The 21,422-nt window shown below is 37.5% G+C and carries 19 protein-coding genes; 11 read left to right on the forward strand and 8 right to left on the reverse strand.

Features of this window, described 5'->3' with window-relative positions; translation table 11 throughout:
- The first annotated feature begins 8 nt into the window (after nucleotides 1-8).
- Nucleotides 9-599: a hypothetical protein gene (locus J2T03_RS01025; protein WP_306846009.1), complete on the forward strand. Its 591-nt coding sequence runs from the start codon at nucleotides 9-11 to the stop codon at nucleotides 597-599.
- Nucleotides 600-641: 42 nt separating this feature from the next.
- Here the strand turns inward: J2T03_RS01025 and J2T03_RS01030 are convergent, their stop codons facing one another.
- Nucleotides 642-2,174 carry a S41 family peptidase gene (locus J2T03_RS01030; RefSeq protein ID WP_307208944.1) on the reverse strand — a complete coding sequence of 511 codons (1,533 nt, stop codon included), beginning with the start codon at nucleotides 2,172-2,174 and terminating at the stop codon, nucleotides 642-644.
- 163 nt (nucleotides 2,175-2,337) lie between these two features.
- On the opposite strand from J2T03_RS01030, the gene J2T03_RS01035 reads away from it, so the two are divergent.
- Nucleotides 2,338-3,432 (forward strand): MBL fold metallo-hydrolase, encoded by a 1,095-nt coding sequence (locus J2T03_RS01035; protein ID WP_307208945.1) that lies wholly within the window; start codon nucleotides 2,338-2,340, stop codon nucleotides 3,430-3,432.
- Between the two features lies 1 nt (nucleotide 3,433).
- On the opposite strand, the gene J2T03_RS01040 is transcribed toward J2T03_RS01035, so the two are convergent.
- Nucleotides 3,434-3,721 carry a GNAT family N-acetyltransferase gene (locus J2T03_RS01040; protein WP_111955085.1) on the reverse strand — a complete coding sequence of 96 codons (288 nt, stop codon included), beginning with the start codon at nucleotides 3,719-3,721 and terminating at the stop codon, nucleotides 3,434-3,436.
- A 418-nt stretch (nucleotides 3,722-4,139) separates the two neighbouring features.
- Here J2T03_RS01040 and J2T03_RS01045 point away from each other — a divergent pair, with 418 nt between their 5' ends.
- The 4 genes from J2T03_RS01045 to J2T03_RS01060 all read left to right on the forward strand — a co-directional run bounded on the left by J2T03_RS01045 (nucleotide 4,140) and on the right by J2T03_RS01060 (nucleotide 7,727).
- The gene (locus J2T03_RS01045; protein WP_306846005.1) at nucleotides 4,140-4,559 is read left to right on the forward strand and encodes a hypothetical protein; all 420 of its coding nucleotides are present in this window, start codon (nucleotides 4,140-4,142) and stop codon (nucleotides 4,557-4,559) included.
- A gap of 114 nt (nucleotides 4,560-4,673) precedes the next feature.
- Complete coding sequence (locus J2T03_RS01050; RefSeq protein WP_307208947.1) at nucleotides 4,674-5,579, forward strand: helix-turn-helix domain-containing protein; 906 nt, start codon at nucleotides 4,674-4,676, stop codon at nucleotides 5,577-5,579.
- A gap of 87 nt (nucleotides 5,580-5,666) precedes the next feature.
- Nucleotides 5,667-6,668, forward strand: a complete 1,002-nt coding sequence (locus tag J2T03_RS01055; RefSeq protein WP_306846003.1) for an aldo/keto reductase — start codon at nucleotides 5,667-5,669, stop codon at nucleotides 6,666-6,668.
- Between the two features lie 66 nt (nucleotides 6,669-6,734).
- Nucleotides 6,735-7,727 carry an MBL fold metallo-hydrolase gene (locus J2T03_RS01060; protein WP_307208949.1) on the forward strand — a complete coding sequence of 331 codons (993 nt, stop codon included), beginning with the start codon at nucleotides 6,735-6,737 and terminating at the stop codon, nucleotides 7,725-7,727.
- An 88-nt stretch (nucleotides 7,728-7,815) separates the two neighbouring features.
- On the opposite strand, the gene J2T03_RS01065 is transcribed toward J2T03_RS01060, so the two are convergent.
- The 6 genes from J2T03_RS01065 to J2T03_RS01090 all read right to left on the reverse strand — a co-directional run bounded on the left by J2T03_RS01065 (nucleotide 7,816) and on the right by J2T03_RS01090 (nucleotide 17,541).
- Entirely contained in the window at nucleotides 7,816-10,017 is a 2,202-nt protein-coding gene (locus J2T03_RS01065; protein ID WP_307208951.1) for a TonB-dependent receptor, read from the reverse strand.
- 71 nt (nucleotides 10,018-10,088) lie between these two features.
- Complete coding sequence (locus J2T03_RS01070; RefSeq protein WP_307208952.1) at nucleotides 10,089-12,902, reverse strand: T9SS type A sorting domain-containing protein; 2,814 nt, start codon at nucleotides 12,900-12,902, stop codon at nucleotides 10,089-10,091.
- A gap of 75 nt (nucleotides 12,903-12,977) precedes the next feature.
- The gene (locus J2T03_RS01075) at nucleotides 12,978-13,367 is read right to left on the reverse strand and encodes a hypothetical protein (protein ID WP_307208953.1); all 390 of its coding nucleotides are present in this window, start codon (nucleotides 13,365-13,367) and stop codon (nucleotides 12,978-12,980) included.
- 276 nt (nucleotides 13,368-13,643) lie between these two features.
- Nucleotides 13,644-15,863, reverse strand: coding sequence for an NADP-dependent isocitrate dehydrogenase (locus tag J2T03_RS01080; RefSeq protein WP_306845998.1), 2,220 nt, complete (start codon nucleotides 15,861-15,863; stop codon nucleotides 13,644-13,646).
- A gap of 105 nt (nucleotides 15,864-15,968) precedes the next feature.
- Nucleotides 15,969-17,078 (reverse strand): hypothetical protein, encoded by a 1,110-nt coding sequence (locus tag J2T03_RS01085; RefSeq protein ID WP_307208954.1) that lies wholly within the window; start codon nucleotides 17,076-17,078, stop codon nucleotides 15,969-15,971.
- Between the two features lie 10 nt (nucleotides 17,079-17,088).
- On the reverse strand, nucleotides 17,089-17,541 hold the full coding sequence (locus J2T03_RS01090) for a T9SS type A sorting domain-containing protein (RefSeq protein ID WP_307208956.1): 453 nt from the start codon (nucleotides 17,539-17,541) through the stop codon (nucleotides 17,089-17,091).
- A 162-nt stretch (nucleotides 17,542-17,703) separates the two neighbouring features.
- Between J2T03_RS01090 and tpx the strand changes: the two genes are divergently transcribed.
- From tpx to J2T03_RS01115, 5 genes are all read left to right on the forward strand, one after another.
- Nucleotides 17,704-18,201, forward strand: coding sequence for a thiol peroxidase (gene tpx, locus J2T03_RS01095; protein WP_306845997.1), 498 nt, complete (start codon nucleotides 17,704-17,706; stop codon nucleotides 18,199-18,201).
- Nucleotides 18,202-18,338: 137 nt separating this feature from the next.
- The gene (locus J2T03_RS01100; protein ID WP_307208958.1) at nucleotides 18,339-19,061 is read left to right on the forward strand and encodes a hypothetical protein; all 723 of its coding nucleotides are present in this window, start codon (nucleotides 18,339-18,341) and stop codon (nucleotides 19,059-19,061) included.
- 36 nt (nucleotides 19,062-19,097) lie between these two features.
- Complete coding sequence (locus J2T03_RS01105) at nucleotides 19,098-19,445, forward strand: VOC family protein (RefSeq protein ID WP_307208960.1); 348 nt, start codon at nucleotides 19,098-19,100, stop codon at nucleotides 19,443-19,445.
- A gap of 44 nt (nucleotides 19,446-19,489) precedes the next feature.
- Entirely contained in the window at nucleotides 19,490-19,894 is a 405-nt protein-coding gene (locus tag J2T03_RS01110; protein ID WP_306845994.1) for a glyoxalase superfamily protein, read from the forward strand.
- Nucleotides 19,895-20,018: 124 nt separating this feature from the next.
- Nucleotides 20,019-21,230, forward strand: coding sequence for a DUF763 domain-containing protein (locus J2T03_RS01115; RefSeq protein ID WP_307208962.1), 1,212 nt, complete (start codon nucleotides 20,019-20,021; stop codon nucleotides 21,228-21,230).
- The last annotated feature ends 192 nt before the right edge of the window (nucleotides 21,231-21,422 follow it).

Genomic DNA, 21,422 nt, shown 5'->3' on the forward strand with positions numbered 1-21,422 from the left:
CAATACCAATGAATATAGATGAATTAAAAAATGTATGGAATGAAGATGTTTCGGAAGAAACTCCCGAAATAAGTATTGAACAGAGAAATAGGATCAATCTGCCATTGGAAAAAGTGCGTAAAAATATGCGTATGGAGTTTTGGTTTGTAATTGGGGTCTTTATTTTTTCATTTATAGTATGCGCCTTCTGCAGGCCGTTTAAACTCCAGTTTTATATTACGGTTCTTATAGCCTCAATGCTTCTTGTCACCATCTTCTTTTTCAGTAAATTTTTCAGACTTTACAAGGATATCAGCGATCCTATGCTGAAAACCTACGACTCTTTAAAAGATATGGTCATGCAGTTCAATCTAAATAAACAGTATTATCTGTCCTATTATCTAAGCTTTGTTCCTTTTATTGTCTGCGAAATGATCATCGTCATAGAATTTATCCCGTGGCCTAAGCCAATGAGTGAGATGAAAATTGCTGTGATCCTGATAAGCTCTGTCACAGTAGGGCTTTTTGTACTCTTTATAAGTGGAAAATTCTGGTTTTACCGTTATTACGGAAGGTATATCGTACATATAGAAAACCTTTTAAAGGAATTAAAAAAATGAAAACAGTTTCGGCGGGCTGAAAGCCCGCCGAAACTTTACAAATTATTTGTTTTCTCTCTCTTCTGCAATTTTATTTTTTACCCAGTCCAGTTGCGGGTCCTTTTTATTGATAATATCTTGCATACTTTCTGTGACGGTAACATCCGGTGCAACTCCTCTTTTCATATTCAGAAAATCAATGTTGGGCTGTACCAACAGCAGTCCGATAGGAAGATTAATCCTCGAATGCGGAAGTTTCTGATAAGAATAAAATCCGGCCACAGTGCCGTCATTGGCACCACCGGTTTCTTCGCCAACCAGGATTGCCCGTTTATCATACTTCAGTTTTGCCGTAATGATTGAGGATGCAGAAAAACTTCCGCCGTTGATCAGGACAAAGACTTTTCCTTGAAAAGCATTTTTATTAGGTTTTGTAGGTTTGTCTGCCTTCATTTTGTAATACACTTTTCCATCCTTTTTATAAGTGCTGAAGGTTTGTGCAAAGACATAAGTGGGATAGGCTAGGCTCTTAAAAGCATATTGGAACGGAGTGCTTTTCCTGAAATAATTGGTTCTTAAGGGAGTAACCCTAGAGGCAAGCTGTGAAGGCTTTATCAGGACATAAGGTTTCGGTGCTAGATATGAATACAGGTTATTGATCTCATGCAGAGATCCGCCATAATTATTGCGAACATCTATGATTAAATATTTGGATCCTGCATTTTTTATTTTTGAAAAAGTTTCTCTGTAAAACTTATCCGAATAATCACTTGAAAAACTCTTTATCTTTATATAAGCTGTTGTGCTGTCTCTATCCAGGAATTTAAAATTCCGGTTATAAGAATTGCTGAAGGCTACATAATCATTTACTTTCTTTTCCGGGGTTCGTTTTTCCTGTTCTTTATCCTTTTCGAGATCATTTTTAGATTTAGATTCCCGGTGCAGAGTATAGGTCTGTTTTGTGCCGTTGTACAGTGTTTCTATAAATGCAGTATCTGTAAACCCGTTTTCTGCAGTATAAAAATTAAAGAAAACATCCTTTAAAAAATAAGATTGAAAAGTTGTATTGTAACCGTCACTGCTGATCAGTTGACGGTATTTCTTTATATATTCTGATACGGGAATATTATTGATAGCCAATACTTCAGTTCCCGGTTTTATATCTTCTATCGAATCCTTATTTTCAATAATATACAAATGATCATCCTGTATGTAATATCCAAAACGGCTGAACATTCCCTTTTTATGTTCAAGAGCTTTAATCTGACTTTTAGTAAACTTTTTTCTTGGAATTCTGAGTGCCAGATGCCCCTCACGGATATCGGCAATGACGGGCTGCAATTTAAAATAAAACTGAAGTGGAGTTAATGGCTGATTGATCGTTTGTTTAAGACTGTCAAATTTATAGTCAAGATCCTTTTGGGAAATATACCAGTACAGCTGGGGGTGCATCTTTTGAAGCTTTAAGTAGGCATAATCTATATCTTCCTTAAGCTCTTCAGGGCCGATGCATGCTGCTCTTTGCTCATTATATCTTCTGATAGATGAGCATGAAGAGAGTGCTGCTGCAAGCAGTATTATCGAATAATTTTTCAACGTTTTTTGAATTTTTTTCAGTCAGCTAAGTTAAAAAGTTTAAGATTATTCTGATTTAAATAAATAATAAATTATTCAGAAAGCTTTATAAATTAAGTTAAAAAAATATTGAATTTTCGAGGTCAGACTAAAAGTCAATACCTTTGCAGCCTATTTTAACAAGATGATATATTTGATTATACTGGTTGGTCTTTTCATGGCAGCTTACTTGATGGTAATGAATATGCCTGCTTTCGGAAGAGAGCCCAAAGGCAGAAGACTGGAACGTATAAAGAAATCTAAACTTTATAAAAACAGAAGATTCCAGAACATCAGCCATACCCCGTCTGTTGCCGAAGGTTACAGCACAATAAAAGTCACTTACAATTTTATTTTCGGTAAAAAACACCCATTGCTGAAACCTTTGAAAGATATTCCGTCTATTCATACGGATTTAAAAAGTATTCGGAAAGATCAAGATGTTTTCATCTGGTTGGGGCACTCATCTTATTATCTGCAGACGGATGGCGTTTCTTTTCTCGTAGATCCTGTCCTGAGTTTATATGGTTCCCCATTTAAATATTTCAATAAAGCTTTTAAAGGCTCAGATCTATTTAAACCGGAAGATATTCCCAATCTGGATTACCTGGTTATTACGCATGACCATTTTGATCATTTAGATTATCCAACAGTGAATTCAATCAGAGACCGGACAGGAACCGCTATTATTCCTTTGGGGGTGGGAGAACATTTGGAAAGATGGGGGTATCGTGAAGAAAACTTGATTGAAGAAGAATGGGGAACAGGAGTTCTTTTAAAAAATAGCCTGAAAATCACCTTTACACCAGCAAGGCATTTTTCGGGAAGGAAAATAAAACAGAATAATACGCTGTGGACTTCCTATGTATTGGAAACTCCTACAAAAAGAATATTTCTGGGTGGTGATAGCGGATACGACTCCCATTTTAAAACAATTGGAGAGCAGTTCGGACCTTTTGACTATGCAGTTCTTGAAAGTGGGCAGTATGATGAAGCCTGGAGATATATCCACGCATTGCCGGAAGATGTCATTCAGGCGGCTATAGATCTTAAGGCGAAGAATATTATTCCTGTTCACTCCTCAAAATTTGCACTGGCTCTTCATCCTTGGAATGAACCGCTTCAGAAAGTAACAGGTTTAGGGAAAGAAAAAGGGCTCAATATACTTACCCCGATGATCGGGGAAATAGTAGATATGAACGGCTCTTCCCATCAATTCATGGAGTGGTGGGAAGAGTGATTCAGGCATGCCAGATGTCTTTGTATCTTGCAGGATGATTCTCAAACTGCTGGCGTACAAAATCACATTCAGGATCTACCAACAGGTCTTTTTCCTCAGAATAGCGTACCAATTCGTCAAGAAGCATTTTGGCGTATCCATGGCCTTCGCGTTCCTCGATAATTTTAGTGTAATAAACGATCAGCAGCCTTCCGTCAATTTTTATAGACATATATCCTGCTTTCTCTCCATCAATTAACAGTTGCAGTTCATCCTGATATGGTGATATCTCAAACTTTATATTTTCCATAATAATTAAGATTTAGTTAAGTTAAATGATTAGTTTATTCAGTTCATAAGCATTTAATAATCTGTCGACATCACAATCCTTCCGGATTTATACTTCTCATTCTTAAAATTACAAATTAAAATAATACGAAACATGAGTTTTCAGGAAACTTAACGAATTTTAAGCTCTATTAATTCTAAAATTGAGAGAATATTGAATAATAAATCCATGATTTCATTTGCAACAGATAAACAATAATTTATACCATCAAATATTTCATAAATATATATTCTTTCGCATTATAAATCAGAAAAGTGATGATAATTGTGTTCAGATTATCAATTAGTTATGTTTATTTAACAAAAGATTGTGAATGTGTTTCGTGACTTGGCATTTTAATTGACTATGCTAAAACAGTTTAACTTTAAAACAAGATAAGATGAAAAAAATATTAATCGCATTAATGCTTGCGGGCACATTTGGCCTTACCTATGCACAATCAGATTATTATAACGATTACAGAAGAAGTATAACAGATGTTAATTGGCAAACAGTAGCGGCAGACCTTCTGCTTTCTGTAGTACAGACCAACCAGCTGAATGCTTTAAATGACAGATACCGTGATTATGATTCCTGGAACAGGGTATACGTAAGCAATCCTGACCGATGGAGAGAAGACCGATATTATGAAATAGAAAGAATACTTGGAAGGGAGAAATATACCAAGTTTAAAACCAAATATTATAAAGGTCAGAATCCGGTAGCTGTTTATAACCGTAACAAAAATAATTACAAGAAAGTGAAGGTCCAAAAGGCCAAAGTATATAAAGTGAATAAGAAAAACGGAAATCATCACTAGACCCATTATCAACTATATATTCAATTTTAAGTGGCCGGCATTTGCCGGCCACTTTTTTTCATAGGTGATCATGATCAGAATATTTATATTGTTTGAATTTTATAACTTAGCAGTATGGAATCTAAAGAAACAATAAAGGAATTTTACCTGCGGAATGCATCTATGGAAAGACTGGATCCCTTCACAACTTCAGGAATAGGGCATTTTAATGTCTTTTCACGTGAAAGCTGTTCACTCGTATCACCTTACAGCAGAAGAGACTATTATAAAATTTCCCTGATTATAGGAAAAGGAAAACTTCATTATGCAGACAAATGGATCCATGTAGACCGTCCGGCACTGTTGTTTTCCAATCCTGTGGTTCCATACTCATGGGATGCGGACGATGAGGACCAGGCGGGATGGTTCTGTCTTTTTACAGATCAGTTCCTGCAGAATGGTGCACGCCTCGTAAATCTTTTGGATTCACAGCTTTTTAAAATAGGGGGAACTCCCGTTTTCTTTGTTGATGAAGAACAGCAGAAAATTATTTCAGACCTGTTTATCAAGATGATGACTGAGATTCAGACTGAATACGTGCATAAATATGATATGCTCCGTGCCTGCCTTCATCTCCTGATCCACGAAACAATGAAAATGCAGCCTGCAGAAAACTTTGAACCTTATCAGAATGCCTCTCAGCGGGTAGTATCACTATTTATGGAACTGTTGGAAAGGCAATTTCCAATTGACAGTCCTGAAGCGTTCCTGAAATTAAAAACACCTAATGACTATGCACAAAGTCTTTCTATTCACGTGAATTCTTTAAACCGTGCGGTAAAAGAAATGACCGGAAAAACAACAAGCCAGCAGATCGCTTCCAGGATCATTCAGGAGGCTAATGCTTTGCTGCAGCATACAGACTGGAATATATCCGAGATTGCTTACGGTTTAGGATTTGAAGAACCTGCTTATTTTACCAATTTCTTTAAAAAGCAGACCGGTTTGGCTCCCAATGCAGTCAGAACAGAAATTGTTTGAATTTTATAATTCTTAGTTTGAATTCTATATTCCATTCATTCCATTCTTGTCTTAATTTTGTTCTATCAATTAAAAATCACAGCAATTATGAAATTCAGACAATTAGGAAACACAGGAGAGCAGTTATCTGCAATAGGTTTAGGATGTATGGGAATGAGCTTTGCATATGGGCCGGCTGATGAGCAGGAAAGCATCAACACCCTGCATAAGGCATTAGATTTAGGAATCAACTTTTGGGATACTGCAGATATGTATGCTGCCGGAGAAAATGAAAAGCTGATCTCGAAGGTTCTGGTTCCGAACAGGGATAAGATCTTTATTGCCACTAAATTCGGATTCAGGTTTAAAGACGGAAAACCAAGCCACAGTGGGGCTCCCGGAACCTATTTTGATGGTTCACCGGAGTGGATCAGGCAGGCTGTTGATCTGAGTCTTCAAAGACTTAAAATCGATACCATTGATCTCTATTACGCCCACAGAGTAGATCCGAATATTCCGGTAGAAGAAACAGTAGGCGCAATGGCTGAGCTGGTGAAAGAAGGAAAAGTAAAATACCTTGGATTATCAGAAGCTTCTGCTGAATCCATTAGAAAAGCAAATAAAATACACCCCATTACAGCATTGCAGTCAGAATATTCTATCTTAACCAAAGATGTGGAAAAAGAAATACTTCCAACCATCAGAGAGTTAGGAATTACCCTGGTGCCGTATTCTCCGCTGGCCAGAGGACTTTTTGCCAATATCAATGAAGTGCAGAATTTCGGTGATGAAGATTTTAGAAAAACATTACCGCGTTATCAGGCAGAATATCTGGAAAATAACAAAAACCTGGCAAGAGAAATCAATGAATTTGCGCAGTCTAAGGGCGTAAAAGGAACCCAGTTGGCTTTAGCCTGGGTATTGAATCAGGGAGAAGACATTATTCCGATTCCGGGAACAAAACGTATTAAATATCTTGAAGAGAATGTTGAAGCCGTAAACATCGATCTGTCACCGTCAGATATGGAAACAATTGATGCTCTTCTGAAAAAATATCCCAACGTGGGAGAAAGATACACAGAAGGCTCTATGAAATTAGTCAATAACTAAATTCACCATACTTCCGGGTTGCTGTCTGTTATTCAGTAACCCGGAAGTTTGTATAAATATTTGATTATGAACAGAAGAGAACTTTTAAAAAACGGACTCATGGCCGGAGCGTTCAGCCTTGTTCCGTTTTCTGATGTTTTTGGCAGTACCAGAATGCTTTCATCTCATCCCGAAGAAGACCTTTCAGCATTTAAAAAGATCAAGCTTGGAGAATTGGAGCTGTTTATTCTTACGGATGGATATATTCACGAGGAAAACATTGACACATTTGCTCCGAGAGCAGATATCTCTCAATTAAAAGCCATTCTCAGAGACAATTTCCGGCCGGATGATTATGTTGATATGGCAATGAATCTCATGCTTGTCAAAACCAAAGACAGGCTTGTTTTACTGGATGCCGGAATGGGAGTCTTTGCAGATGAAAGAACAGGATTTATTCTGAAGAGTCTGCAGAAAGCAGGATTTTCTCCAAAAGATATCACAGATGTTTTTATTTCTCACGCTCATCCGGATCATATTGGCGGGGTAGTGGACAAGCAGAACAATCTGGTTTTTCCTAATGCGGATCTTTATATTTCAAAAATTGAGCATGACTTTTGGCTCCAGGCTTCGATCAAAGATTTTAAAAACAGCTTTCTGAAAAGCCAGCCTGAATTCCTTAACCAGATCATTCCTCCCATCCAGAATATTCTGAAAACAATCCGGCCGAAGCTGAAGTTTTTTGATTTTAAGAAACCTCTGTTTGATCATTTCAGTTTTCAGCTGGCTCCGGGACATACGCCGGGTCTTACGGTTATTACTGTTACTTCGGGCAGCGAGAAATTAACGTATATTGCGGATCTGATTCATTCTGATGTTATTCTTTTTCCGCATCCCGAATGGGGATTTTCAGGAGATACGGACCTGGATATTGCTGCAGAATCCCGAAAAAAATTACTTAAGCAACTGGCAGAAACTAAAACGAAGGCTTTTGCTTACCATCTTCCATGGCCGGGACTTGGCTTTACAAAGAAGAAAGATGTTGCTTATGAATGGATTCCTGAAAGCTTTATGAATTAGGTTTACACTTAAATTTTCTACGACATAGTTTTAATAATAATCCCCTCAAAAGTGAGGGGATTATTCATGCTGTACTGCCTGTGAAGGGTTAAAAATTATACTTCACATTAAATCCTGTAAAGAAATAAGCTTTGCTGGGCCCTGGATTTACATCAGTATAAACAGCGGAGTTGTTATACTGGTTGTCCATATCTGTATCATTGATACTGTTTCCATAAAACAGGAAAGTATAATTGATCTGGCTGGTTAAATTATTTCCTATCACAAACACATCTACATCAAATTTATTGAAAGTATGCTTGTAGCCGATTTTAGAGTTGAGCAGTCCGAAGCTTTTCACTTTGTTTGAATTAGCAAAATCTGTGTAGACACTTCCCATAAAATTGTATGTATTCTGCCAATAGATCCCGATTTCGGTGTCAAAGTCTAATCCTATAGAAAGTTTTGTTTTTGGGACCCCAGCTACATTTTTATTATCATAAACGTTTACTGCGGCGGGAAGGGCGTGTTCTTTCAGATAGGTGCTGAATTTTGAATATTTAAAATTATTGTAGGTATAGCTTACAAAAGGCTGGATTTTAGCAACAAAAGAATTTTTAGGCTTATAGGAATATCCTGCACTCATTTCCAAACCTTTATTTCTCTGATCTCCCGTATTGGCCCAATAAGAATATGGAGTCCGTTCCGGATTATCCATTGTACCCCGTAATTGAGTCAGCTTATCTTTAATATTAATATTGAATAATGAGAACTGATAATCTATAGAAGTATTTCCGATTAATCCCTGTATGCTGAAATCCCACATTTTTGCCTTTTCTGCAATAAGGTTATCATTGGTGACATTAAGACCGGTTGTAAAAGATGTGGCAGAAGTCGGTGCATTGTAGCCTTCACTGTAGCTGAGGTTGAAGATCTGATTTTTCCATGTTTTTTGCAGGGCAAAATGTGGGGTTGCTACTGCTTTAAATTTCTTATCAAAAGACAGATCCTTATTGTAAAGATCATTGCCATTTACTAAGAACAGACCGGGAAGGGCAAACAGATCTTTTCTGTTGTAGCTGATTTGATTGATGCTGATCCCTGCCAGGAACATTAAATTCCAAGGCTTATAGGTGATTTTTTCGACGGCAAAATAATTGGACTGGTTATTGGTATAATCGAAATAGGAACCTTCATATAAAGGTCTTAATATGGGCGGTTCCGTAATTTTTACACTTTTGAAACGGTAATTGGAAATGGTAGAATTAGACTGTTGGATTTCAATTCCGAATTCTGTTTGGCTCTTGAAATGCTCCCAGTTTTTGTTAAATACAAATACTGACCTGAGACCGTAATTGGATGCAGAAGAAGTTTCATAGGCTCCTGCTGCGATCCTGTCCCCCTTAGTACCGGTATAAAATAGAGTAGTATTATTACTGAAATTTTTGCTGATCTTCCAGATATGTCCGACTCCGGCTCTGGAAGTAATAAATTTAGTTTTTGCTCCTCTTCTGATGTACGCGAAATTTCCATTATCAATGCCGTTGTAGTAGTCATCATAGGAAATCTGTCCTGATACCTGTTCCAGAGAATTCCCATGGGAAGCCAATAAGGTGATGGTTTGCTTTTGATTCAGTTTAAATTCACCGTTAATATTATAAAAATTCTTAATGCTTTTTCCATGAGGGCGGTATCCATCACTCCCGACATGAGTGAAATTAGCGGTTACAGAGTGGTTTTCCCCAACGCTGGAAGCTGAAGTGGAGCTCTGAAAAAGCCCGAAAGATCCGGTATTGAATTGCTCGGAAACAGAAGTTCCTTTTTGGGTTTCCGGTTTTATATAGAGTCTTACAGCACCGCCGGAACCGCCACCGTACAATGTTGCAGCAGGACCTTTTATCACATCTATATGGTTGATCAGACCGAAATTGACATCATCCAAAATGGTAACCCCGTCTGCACCGGTAAGAGGCATGTTGTTCAGGTACATTTTGATTCCCCAGTTGTTAAATTTTTGGTCGTTTCCGTAGCCTCTCAATATAATTCTCTGACCTCCCAGCTGGGTTCTTTTTTCTACCTGTACTCCGGCCATGGTATTGAGGCTATGCTCTATAAATGCAGGATTATTCCGGTTGATTTCATACTCGGAAATGATTTCTGTAGACTGTGCATGTTTTTTAAATTCTTCACGTTCTTTTATTACTTTTGCTCTTGCATGGATTTCAATTTCATCAATATTTTTTTCACTTTCCTGTGCATATACAAATCCAATCATCCCTAATGACAGCCCGAATATGTAGCTTTTTTTCATCAATTGTAAATATTAAAAAACAACAAGATAAGACTACCTTACCTTGCTGTTTTATTTTAAAATTTTATTTCTTATTTTCTTATGATCACAGAGGTGTGAACCATAGTTCCATTTTGGAGAACTTTTAATATATAATCACCTTTTCCTAGGCTTTCAATATTAAATTCTTCATCAGACTTTACATTCTTTTTTGTCAGAACAAGTCTGCCGGCAGCATCATAAATCTCTATATCCGCAGCTTTTCCGTTTTCAAGATTTACATGAATAGGACCTCTGGTGGGATTAGGATATACCTTATTTTTCAGAAGATTATATTGGACATTGCTTGTTGACAAAGTTGGGGTGGCCACGTTGGTGGTGAAAGCCCCTCTTCCGTAAGTTACTGCTAAAATGGTTTTATCAGATGGACGGTAATCAAAATGATTAACTTTAAATTTGCCCAGACCGTCAGAATATAGAGCCCATGTAGGTGAAGCAGTTTGGAAGTTAGAAGTACCCCATACTCCGTAATAAGTTCCCAGAATAACCTCATTATTGTCCTGAGGGTTCATGAAAATAGCTTTTACAGGAATATCAGGAAGATTTCCTTCTTTGGAAACCCATGTTGTTCCTCCATCTGTGCTGTAAAATACACTTGTTTTGGTGAAATTGGAAACTGTCACCATGATCTCATTTTCAGAAGCTCCTAATTTGATATCGGAAATATATCCTCCGAAATTATAATTGATGGTTGAAGTATTGTGTGTTGTATTGGCATTGGTAACTTTGTACAATTTTCCTGAAGATAAACCAATGAAAAGGGTAGAGCTCGTAGTAGTATATGGTGAAGCAAAAATATCGGTAACGAATTCACCTGCCGCTACTGTGGCAATAGTCAGCTGAGTCCTTACAAGGCTTAATGGAATACTTGCCAAGCCGCTTATTCTATTTAATACAATAGACGTTGAGCCCGATCCATTGGCATTAGTGTAGGCTATGTCCAGATTTCTGTCCACTGCCAGAGGATTTATAAATTGTCCGGCGTCTCTTTGAGCTGCAGCCAGGAGATAATATCCTCCCTGTGCATTAAAAATAATGTGATAGTTATTAGTATAAGATGCGATAAGGTATTTATTCTGGTCATCAAACGCTGTATAAGCCCCGTCACCGCCATATACTTCTGAAGTGTTATAGAAATTATTGGCTAAAACAGCTCCTGAAAGCCTTTTCGTACCATTATCCTGAGCACCCAGAATCATATCTTCAGCTGCAGATGTCGAAGAAGGATTTAAGGTGCCGTGGTAGAATTGGGTTACATTAAAGCGTTTATTTCTCATTCCTACGGCTGTTGTACTGGCAAGATTATCTTTATTTGAAGCAAAGAAAATACCTCCGTCATTGCCCATTACAAACTGGCTGGGATTCTTCGGGTTAAAAACCAATGCATGCTGGTCTGCATGTACCACAGAAATATTAGCAGTACTAAGGGCATTATTATTGGACCATTTGGTATACTGGGTCCATGTTGCACCGCCATCTGTACTTTTATAAGAATCAATTCCCCCTACGTAAACATGATCATCATTAGTAGGGTCGGTTTCAATGACTAAATCATAAAATGCCTGGCCTCTTGTAAAATCATTGTCGGGCTGTCCTGTATCTATAGGATTGGGCAGAGTAATCCCTGATCCCGCGGTGTTAGTAGTAATCCATGTCGTACCGCCATCTGTTGTTTTTGCAAGTCTGATCGGTTCCGCACTTGTTTCTCCCTGCATTAATGCATAAGCCTTTAAAGGATTGGTGCTGGAAACTTCTACCATTACCCTTGCATTATTGTTTCCTACATTATAGACGTTGTTAAACGTAGCACCATGATCGGTAGATTTAAAAATTCTTCCACCAGAGGTGGAACCGCTGAAACTGCTCCGTCTTGTGGCAACCCATATGGAATTATCTGTACCTACTTCAATATCCTGGATATCATACCCTCTGGTAGCGGTAGTAAGCAGGCTGTTTAAAAGAGTGAAGTTTGTACCGTCAGTAGATTTATATAATCCGGCTTCATTTAATCCGGCAAAAGTAGCGGCATCTGCAAAATAGGTTCCGGAAACCCCTGCATATACTTCAGAGACTCCATTATTATTGACCACCTTAATAGAAGGGATGTTGTACATTCCTTTTTTAACGCCATTGGAGGCATATCCGCTTTCGAGATTAAATACCTGCTGCCATGTAGTGCCACCATTGGTGGTTTTCCAGATCCCTAAACCGCTGAAATCCCCGGTCTCTACTTCTCCGGTTCCTACATAAAAAATCTGGGGATTATTAGGATCTGCAGTAATGCATGATACAGTGGTATTGGACCAGAATGCATCTACCAGTGTCCATTCAGAACTAGGATCGGAGATATCATTATTGAACCATAATCCGCCTGAAACGCCACCTGCCCAAACCTTTTTGCCTGTAAGGTCATTTGGGTCAAACATGATGCCTCTTACTCTTCCTCCCGTCTCATAAGGACCTCTTTCTATCCATAGATTGCTAATGCTTTTATTGGCCTGGCCGTCATTAGCACCGTTGAATAGTTTTAAATTTTTTTCAGGCTGAAATTTACCGCTTGCTACCTTTTGTTCAAGATCCACATAATTTTTGTTGTGTACAGTTCCGGTTTCAGGGTCCATGGTAGCAATGAAATCCTGTAGATAATATTCATCAGGTGGTTTCTGCTTATGTTCCCTGGCGTCTTGAATCCTTTTTTGATAAGAATTTGTGATGTCCTGAATGTGTTTCAGATACTTTTTATTAACCTTTGAGGCGTTATTTGCTGTGCCTTTTTGCACTTCCTGCGCATTCAGATAAAGTGAAGCCACGGTAAGGCCCACTCCGAAAATTGATTTTAATTTCATATCTGTTTTTTTTAAACTCTATAAAAATAGGATTTTTTTATTGTCAAAAAAATATTTATTTCAATAAAATTAAATTTATTGTGGGCTATCTTCTCTTTCTGTTGATATTTTGTTATTAATTTCGTTGTTTTTGTGAAGGAAATTTATTTTTTGTTTGATCTGTTTTTTATTTTTTTTGTTTTCAGATATCAGATATACCTTGGTAAGATCTAATATTTGATCGTGTTCTGGATTTTTTATTGCCCCATTCGCATCTATGGTTATTTGATCTGAGGATTCGGGTAAGTAGATTCCCTGCAGATGTAATATTCCGTTCTTGTTTTCTTTTTTTAAAGGTATTTTTACATTTCCGGCCAATAGATATTTGGGTTCTATTTTTGAGATATCCTTTACTTTGATATTAAAGTTTTCCGATCTGGAGCCTTTTACACCTCCGAGATTTGTTGTGTGAACCGCTTCAATCAATTTATAATTCTGGGCGGAACAGCCGCTGCTGAAGAATAGTATGATTAAAATATAATTAATGGTTTTCATATTGATGATTTATAAATTATTCAATGTAGGAAATATACAAAAAAAGTCTTTGGGCTATAAAAAGAATATTCAATGATCCGGCCACAATTTTATAATTACTAATAAAGCCTGAATGCTCATTTTATTTAAACTGATCTCCGGATATTTAAAATTAATCCAAAAAAAAGCCCCTTAAAAAAGGAGCTTTAATTCATTATCAGTCAGAAATTAAATTCCGTCAATGATTTCATTTAATACTGTGCTTGGTCTCATCGCTGCATACGTTTTATAGGTATCCGTTTTGTAGTAACCGTCAATATTCTGAGGTTTACCCTGAGCGCTGATTAATTCTTCGTTAATCACTGCTTCGCTTTCCTGCAATGCTGCTGCAACCGGAGCAAAATGAGCTGCCAATTCAGTGTCTGCTGTCTGGTTAGCTAAAGCTTCTGCCCAGTACATTGCTAAATAGAAGTGAGAACCTCTGTTGTCGATCTGGCCTACTTTTCTTGCGGGTGATTTATCAGTAGCTAAGAATTTAGCATTGGCTTCATCCAGTGCATCAGCCAGAACCTGAGATTTAGTATTCCCCTGCGTCTGAGCCAAATGTTCCAAAGAAGCCTGAAGCGCTAAGAATTCACCTAGGGAATCCCATCTCAGGTAACCTTCTTCTAAGAACTGCTCAATGTGTTTTGGAGCAGAACCTCCTGCACCTGTTTCAAATAAACCTCCTCCGTTCATCAATGGAACAATGGAAAGCATTTTTGCAGAAGTTCCTAATTCAAGGATAGGGAAAAGGTCAGTTAAATAATCTCTCAATACGTTTCCTGAAACGGAGATTGTATCTTTTCCTTCTCTTGCTCTTTTAAGTGTTTCAGTCATAGCGTCTTTTACATCAAGAATTCTGATGTCAAGGCCTGCAGTATCGTGATCTTTAAGGTATTTTTCTACTTTTTTGATGATCTCTCTGTCGTGTGCCCTTCCTTTGTCTAGCCAGAAAATAGCAGGCGTATCAGAAAGTCTTGATCTGTTTACTGCCAGTTTCACCCAGTCCTGGATTGGAGCATCTTTAGTCTGACACATTCTGAAGATATCACCTTTTTCTACTTTTTGAGAAAGAAGAATGTTTCCTGCTTCATCCTGAACTTCAATAGTTCCGTCAGCTGATGCCTGGAAAGTCTTGTCGTGAGAACCGTATTCTTCAGCTTTTTGAGCCATTAAACCTACGTTCGGAACAGAACCCATAGTCGTAGGATCCAGTTTTCCGTGGGCTTTCATATCATCAATCACAGCCTGATAGAAACCTGCATAAGAACGGTCCGGGATGATGCATACCGTATCTTCTTCGTTTCCGTCCTTATTCCACATCTTTCCACCTCCTCTTACCAGGGCAGCCATAGATGCATCCACAATGATGTCAGAAGGAACATGGAAGTTGGTAATACCTTTATCAGAATTTACCATAGCCACTCTTGGCCCGTTCGCTAAAGCAGCTTCAATTTCAGCTTTAATTTCAGCTTCCTGAGTATTTCCTTTGATTTTTTCGAAAAGATCGGCAAGACCGTTGTTTGGATTAACATCTAAAGATTTGAATGTTTCAGCGTATTTAGTGAAAACATCCTTGAAATAAGTCTCAACGATAGCTCCGAAGATAATAGGATCAGAGATCTTCATCATCGTTGCTTTAAGGTGGGCAGAAAGAAGTACATTTTTGTTTTTAGCTTCATCAATTGCTTTCTGAACAAATGCTTTCAGTGAGGTAAGATTCATTACAGAAGAATCGATCACTTCTCCGGCCTGAAGACCTGCGAAATCTTTTAGTAAAGTTTCCGCTCCGTCATTCCCTTTGAACGTAATTTTGAATTTTGTAGCGTTTTCTACAGTGGTTGAAGTTTCGGTTCCGTAGAAATCTCCTCCTTCCATGTGAGCCACGTCTGTTTTGCTGTCAGAAGCCCAGTCTCCCATTCTGTGAGGGTTGGCTTTTGCATAGTTTTTAACTGCTTTTGGAGCACGTCTGTCAGAATTTCCTTCTCTTAATACAGGGTTTACGGCACTTCCTAAAACTTTGGCATATTTAGCTTTGATTGCTTTTTCTTCATCATTTTTAGGCTCTGCAGGATAATTTGGAACTGCGAAACCTTTAGACTGTAATTCAGCGATCGCTTCATCAAGCTGAGGCGCTGAAGCTGAAATATTAGGTAATTTGATAATATTTGCATCCGGTTGAGTGGCTAATTGACCCAATTCAGCCAATGCATCACCGATTTTCTGGTCATCTTTCAAAAACTCAGGGAAGTTAGCCAAAATTCTTCCAGATAAAGAAATATCCGGAACTGCAATTTCAATGTTTGCTGATTTTGTAAAAGCTTTTACAATTGGTAAAAACGAGTGTGTTGCCAACATTGGAGCTTCATCCGTAAGGGTGTAATAGATTTTTGATTTGTCTGACATTATACTGTTATTTATTATTTGATTTTTTAAGAATCACAAATTTACTAAATATGATTGTTTTATGGAGTTATTTTGCGTAAAAAAAGAGGCTTTTGCCTCTTTAAATTATATTTGTGTAATTGTATATGTGCCGGTAGCATCAAAATTAATATTAAATTCAACCTTGAAATTTTTTGGAATGGAAGTAAGGTTGGGAATCAAAATAGGTGTACCGTTGATATCTAAGTTTCCGTCACTCAGATTATCTCCCAGAATTTCAGTACCTGTAGCTCCTCCTGGAGAAAGAATGATAGTGAATCCCGTAAAATTTGAGGAGGTTACACCGGTGAGATTAAAAGAAAATTTGCTTGTTGCTGGATTATAGCTTAACGGAGAAACTACCGGAGAACTGGAACCAGTAGTATTTAAACTGATGCCCGGACTGAAGTTAAATGTTCTTACAGGATTCCCTATAAAGTTCGTAATTTCTATCTTATAAAATCCGTTGGAGGAAATGTTGTAAACACTTCCGTTTGGAACCAAATTAGTTTGACTGTCTGAACCATAGTTTTGTGCACTTGCATTCTGCGCAGCAATGAATTTGAGCTGTGAATTTGCAGGTAAATATTTATACCCAACTTTACTTCCGTCATTTCGCATTAAATCTGCTGAAGTTGCTGTGAAATTATTATAACTTCCGTACATATACAAGTTAGCAGGTAGTTGCGAGCTGGATCCTGAACTTACCGGTAAATTCAATGTTCCGGAATCACTTACATTCAATGTATAATTGGTTCCATTCGGGGAAACAAGCGTAATGCCTTGTCCCGCACCTGTAACAACCGTTTTACTCACCTGTGCATAAGGAACACTCATCAATTGATTGACTCCTACATTGGTATAATTAGAACCACCCTGAGGATCCATTTCAACCTTTACAAATTTTGTATTTGTTCCCCAGTTGATTCCTCCGAAAGTTCCTGTTGTAGCCGTTCCTTGTCCGATATTTAAATTAACTAAACCTTTTGCGTTGGTGGTTTTGGTATGAGTTTCAGTATATAAAACAGGTCCTGTAGCAGTGTTTTCCAAAATACTTACTTTTAAAGAAACGTTCCCGTTAGCAATGGGTGCCCCTGAAGCATTGAACGCAATCGTCTGATAACTGAAAGCCTGTGGGACCTGCGCAGTGAGAAATGTAGCGATAAATAATCCTATTGTAGTGTAAAGTTTTTTCATGTTTATGTTTTTAAGGTTTTTTAATGATTTTAATAGGTTTGATGTCCGGATTTTTGAATGAGATCATATAAATTCCCGAATCCAGGCTTCGAAGATCAATTTTTTCCTGATCCAGCCTCACTTTTAAAACAAGTCTTCCGGCAGTGTCATACACTTCAGCCTCCTCAATTTTTGAGTTTGAATTGAGAGTGACATGAACAAAATCAGTGGTAGGATTGGGGTAGATCTTGACATTATCTTTTTCAAGTTCTTTGACACCTAGAACTTTTAAAACAGATTGGTAATACATTCCCATAGTGCCAGAATTGGTCTGATCGGGATCATTGGGAATGACATAGATTTCTCCTACAGAATGCGTGAAATTGGTCTCAGAAACGGCTCCGGAATTGATATTTCCGATCACAGACTGAGCCAAACCAAAAACAGGCACCCCAAAGAGAAGTAACGTAATTTTTTTTCTCATCGAGTTTTATTTTTTGAATTGCGAATATAATTAAAATTTTGTCTCAAAAAATTAATTCAGAAGATAGGGATTTTTATTTTCACTTTAAGAATTATTTAACCTTTAATTGGCTGCAGAAACTTTCTATTTTGAGTAAATTTGAAAAACTAAAAAAATAAAATTATGTCAACAATTACCCTTAAAGGAAACGAAGTAAATACAATAGGAACTCTTCCGTCAGTAGGAACAACCGTAAGAGATTTTGCGTTGGTAGACGCTAGCCTGAACGTGAAACTTCTTTCAGATTTTGATGGGAAAAAGAAGGTATTCAATATCTTCCCGAGTATTGATACAGGGATTTGTGCCGCTTCTGCAAGAAAGTTCAATGAGGAAGCTTCAAAGCTTGATAATACTGTAGTGATCAATGTTTCTAAAGACCTTCCATTTGCATTGGGGAGATTCTGTGCAGCTGAAGGCCTGAACAATGTAGAAACACTTTCAGATTTCAGAAGCAGCTTTGGAGATGATTACGAAGTGACTATTACAGATTCACCTATGAAAGGACTGCTAAGCCGTGCCGTAATTGTTACAGACGAAAACAACAAGGTCGTTTATACAGAACAGGTTCCGGAAATTACTACCGAACCTAACTACAGTGCAGCAATTGACGCATTGAAGTAATATAATAATAAAATCGTATAAAGCCTTGTGGGAAACTCATTCACAGGGCTTTTTTTGACTCTGGAGAATATATAAACAAGTTACAACAATTTTACCATGGTTGAGTAATAAGCCTCTAGTTATCTTAAATTGACCACATGAAAATTAATACCGTGAAAATAATTAAATTTAAAAGGAGAATTCACTGCTCAAGCTTTTCAACGCTTCTGCTTTTACTTTTTTTTACTGCCTGCAGCGGACAGGGAAAAGAGAAAACAGAATTCCGGTCGGAAACCAGCACTCCCAAAAAATTTCAAAATCAGCAATATGAAAATTATGATTTGATGGGTAAAGCAAAAACTACCCAATGGGAAATTTTCAATTATGACACATCGGGAAATACAGGTAAATATTATTATAACGGATATACTGACCAGATTGATTTAAATTTCAATAAAGAAGGAGAGCCCTCTTTGGTGAAGCTTGTGAGTAAATCCATAAAGGCCTATCAGCAGCCCCGTGATAATAAAATAGAAAATATAGTATATGAGAAAAACCCTGTAATCCTTCTAACATCTTCATCTATAGAGGATATAAGTATTGACTATCTGACTTACTCATCAAAGGTAGATCCCAGTACCAATAAGCTGATCTCTGAAAATGAATACATTAAATACTATTATAATAAATATGGTGACTTACAGGACTACATCGTTACTGAAGGAAAAGATGAAGAGCCAAGATATTTTAAATTTATCTATAAATATGATAAAAAGAATAATTGGATAGAGCGTACTTTATCTGAAGAGTTTTATGATTCAGATACTCCGGATGATAAAGAGATTATACAGAAAATTGTAAGAACAATCACTTATTATTAACAGTGATCTATATTGTAAACTCTTAATTTGTATAAAATGGTAAAAAGAATTGTAGCCAATATAAAAACAGATCATTTAACCGAAGCAGATCATTTTTATAAAGATATCCTGGGTCTTGAAATCCTGATGGACCATGGTTGGATCAAAACTTTTGGAAACCATGAAGAAGCAAAGGTTCAGGTAAGTTTTGCCACTCAAGGCGGAAATAATACAGAAGTTCCTCTGCTTTCAATTGAAGCAGATAATCTGGATGAGCTTTACGGAAAAATGAAGCAGGCTGGCTTTGAAATTACTTACGGAATCACCGATGAAGATTGGGGAGTACGAAGGTTTTTTGTAAAAGATCCGTTTGGAAATTTAATCAATATACTTTCGCATCAGTAGATTATTGTACCAACATACAGTATTATTCATTATAAAATTTTACTATGAAAGCAACACAGATTATTCCTATCCTCAGGATCTTTGACTATCAAAAAACTATAGAGTTTTATGTGGACTGGCTGGGCTTTGAAATAGGATGGGAACATTATTTTGAAGAAAATACCCCCGTTTACATGGAAGTAAAAAAAGGAGATATAGTTTTTCATTTAAGCGAACATCATGGAGATGGAACACCTGGAACCAGAGTGATGATCTGGGGAGAGGGAATTCCTGCTTACCACAAAGAATTAACTGATAAAAAATATAAATACAATCGTCCAGGACTCGAGAAAACATTTTATGGAGCTGTATCTTTCACGGTAAATGATCCATTCGGAAACACCATTATATTCAATGAGGAATATGCCGAAGAAAAACATACAGACCTCGAATTTTCCTCTATCCACTAATTCATTCAATAGGATGTTTGGTAAAAAGCAACCATAAAAAGACTTTAAATTATTATATCAAAACTGATGATTCAAATCATCAAGAAGAAACCGCACAATAGCTATCTTTACACTTTAAAATACAATGAAACGTTCAGGAACAGCAGATCTGCCTTTACACTACGGAAAAGTACCGCCGTGGCTGTATGAACGTATGTCCGTGCTTGGGCTTTCCATAATTGAAGTGATCTTAATGGATTACGGAAAAGATGAGGTTCTCCGGAGGCTTGCAGATCCGTTTTGGTTCCAGAGTTTTGGAGCAGTGATAGGCATGGACTGGCATTCCTCAGGGATTACAACTTCTGTAATGGGTGCTTTAAAACGATCTATAAATCCCAATTCAAAGTCACTGGGGCTTTATATTTGCGGCGGAAAAGGCAAATTTTCAAAAGAAACTCCTTCAGAACTCCTTCAGATTGCTGATAAAACAGGCCTGAACGGTTACGAACTGGTAAGAGCCAGCAAACTCTCCGCAAAAGTGGATAATACTGCTATTCACGATGGTTACCAGCTCTATCTGCATAATTTTATTCTGGCAGATTCTGGAAGCTGGAGCGTAGTACAGCAGGGAATGCATGAGACCGATGGTACTGCAAGAAGGTATCACTGGCATTCAGAAAATATTAAATCATTTATAGAAGAGCCTCACACAGGAATCAATGGTATTTCGAGAGGGAAAATTCTTAATCTCACGGATGCTGATGCCTCAGAAAACCGGCAGGGAATTCTGGACATTTCCCATACCGATTCTATTGATGTGATGAAAGATTTTTCAAGGTTAATTCTTCCGGCTCATCATGATGTGCAGGCTTCAGATGTTGATTTAAAACGTCTCGGAGCTCTTTTGTATGTAACCCGTGAGCAACAGCCTCAGAATTTTGAAGACCTTTTAATGCTGGAAGGAGTAGGACCGAGAACCATGCAGTCCTTAGCATTAGTAAGTGAAGTTATCCATGGTGCCCCTTCAAGGTTTGCCGATCCGGCGAGGTTTTCCTTTGCCCATGGCGGAAAAGACGGGCATCCATTCCCGGTTCCGACCAAAACCTACGACGAAAGCATCAGTATTCTCAGAAAAGGAATTGAAAAATCAAAACTTGGAAACTCCGACAAGCTGAATACCCTAAATAAGCTCCACCAGATTGTTGCCGCCACTGAAAAAGATTTCACTCCCGATTTTGATATCCAGCAGGTTATCGAGGAAGAAAGACAGAATTCATGGCGCTTTGGAGGAAAGACAGTCTTTGGGGATGCACAGCCACCTAAAAATCCAAAACCCATCCAGCTTTCTTTATTCTGATATAATGCTCAGAAATTTTCATTCCCCTTCTTGGAAAGGAGGCAAATCATAGATTTTATGGGCTGGCTAAGAAAACTGTTTAATTATTTAGAAAGAATAAAAACAATTGATAATAATGCAGTAAAATGGGGTTCCTTTTATGTACTTTATCAATTTGTTTAATTTTTTATATTCCGGATTCAATTAAAAATT

The organism is Chryseobacterium lathyri (genome assembly GCF_030812195.1).
In the GTDB taxonomy this organism is placed as follows: Bacteria; Bacteroidota; Bacteroidia; order Flavobacteriales; family Weeksellaceae; genus Chryseobacterium; species Chryseobacterium lathyri_A.

Bases quoted from the DNA above. Each gene is read 5' to 3' on its own strand.
- J2T03_RS01025 (WP_306846009.1), top strand. From the start codon at position 9: ATGAATATAGATGAATTAAAAAATGTATGGAATGAAGATGTTTCGGAA.
- J2T03_RS01035 (WP_307208945.1), top strand. From the start codon at position 2,338: ATGATATATTTGATTATACTGGTTGGTCTTTTCATGGCAGCTTACTTG.
- J2T03_RS01040 (WP_111955085.1), bottom strand. From the start codon at position 3,721: ATGGAAAATATAAAGTTTGAGATATCACCATATCAGGATGAACTGCAA.
- J2T03_RS01045 (WP_306846005.1), top strand. From the start codon at position 4,140: ATGAAAAAAATATTAATCGCATTAATGCTTGCGGGCACATTTGGCCTT.
- J2T03_RS01050 (WP_307208947.1), top strand. From the start codon at position 4,674: ATGGAATCTAAAGAAACAATAAAGGAATTTTACCTGCGGAATGCATCT.
- J2T03_RS01055 (WP_306846003.1), top strand. From the start codon at position 5,667: ATGAAATTCAGACAATTAGGAAACACAGGAGAGCAGTTATCTGCAATA.
- J2T03_RS01060 (WP_307208949.1), top strand. From the start codon at position 6,735: ATGAACAGAAGAGAACTTTTAAAAAACGGACTCATGGCCGGAGCGTTC.
- J2T03_RS01065 (WP_307208951.1), bottom strand. From the start codon at position 10,017: ATGAAAAAAAGCTACATATTCGGGCTGTCATTAGGGATGATTGGATTT.
- J2T03_RS01070 (WP_307208952.1), bottom strand. From the start codon at position 12,902: ATGAAATTAAAATCAATTTTCGGAGTGGGCCTTACCGTGGCTTCACTT.
- J2T03_RS01080 (WP_306845998.1), bottom strand. From the start codon at position 15,863: ATGTCAGACAAATCAAAAATCTATTACACCCTTACGGATGAAGCTCCA.
- J2T03_RS01085 (WP_307208954.1), bottom strand. From the start codon at position 17,078: ATGAAAAAACTTTACACTACAATAGGATTATTTATCGCTACATTTCTC.
- J2T03_RS01090 (WP_307208956.1), bottom strand. From the start codon at position 17,541: ATGAGAAAAAAAATTACGTTACTTCTCTTTGGGGTGCCTGTTTTTGGT.
- tpx (WP_306845997.1), top strand. From the start codon at position 17,704: ATGTCAACAATTACCCTTAAAGGAAACGAAGTAAATACAATAGGAACT.
- J2T03_RS01100 (WP_307208958.1), top strand. From the start codon at position 18,339: ATGAAAATTAATACCGTGAAAATAATTAAATTTAAAAGGAGAATTCAC.
- J2T03_RS01105 (WP_307208960.1), top strand. From the start codon at position 19,098: ATGGTAAAAAGAATTGTAGCCAATATAAAAACAGATCATTTAACCGAA.
- J2T03_RS01110 (WP_306845994.1), top strand. From the start codon at position 19,490: ATGAAAGCAACACAGATTATTCCTATCCTCAGGATCTTTGACTATCAA.
- J2T03_RS01115 (WP_307208962.1), top strand. From the start codon at position 20,019: ATGAAACGTTCAGGAACAGCAGATCTGCCTTTACACTACGGAAAAGTA.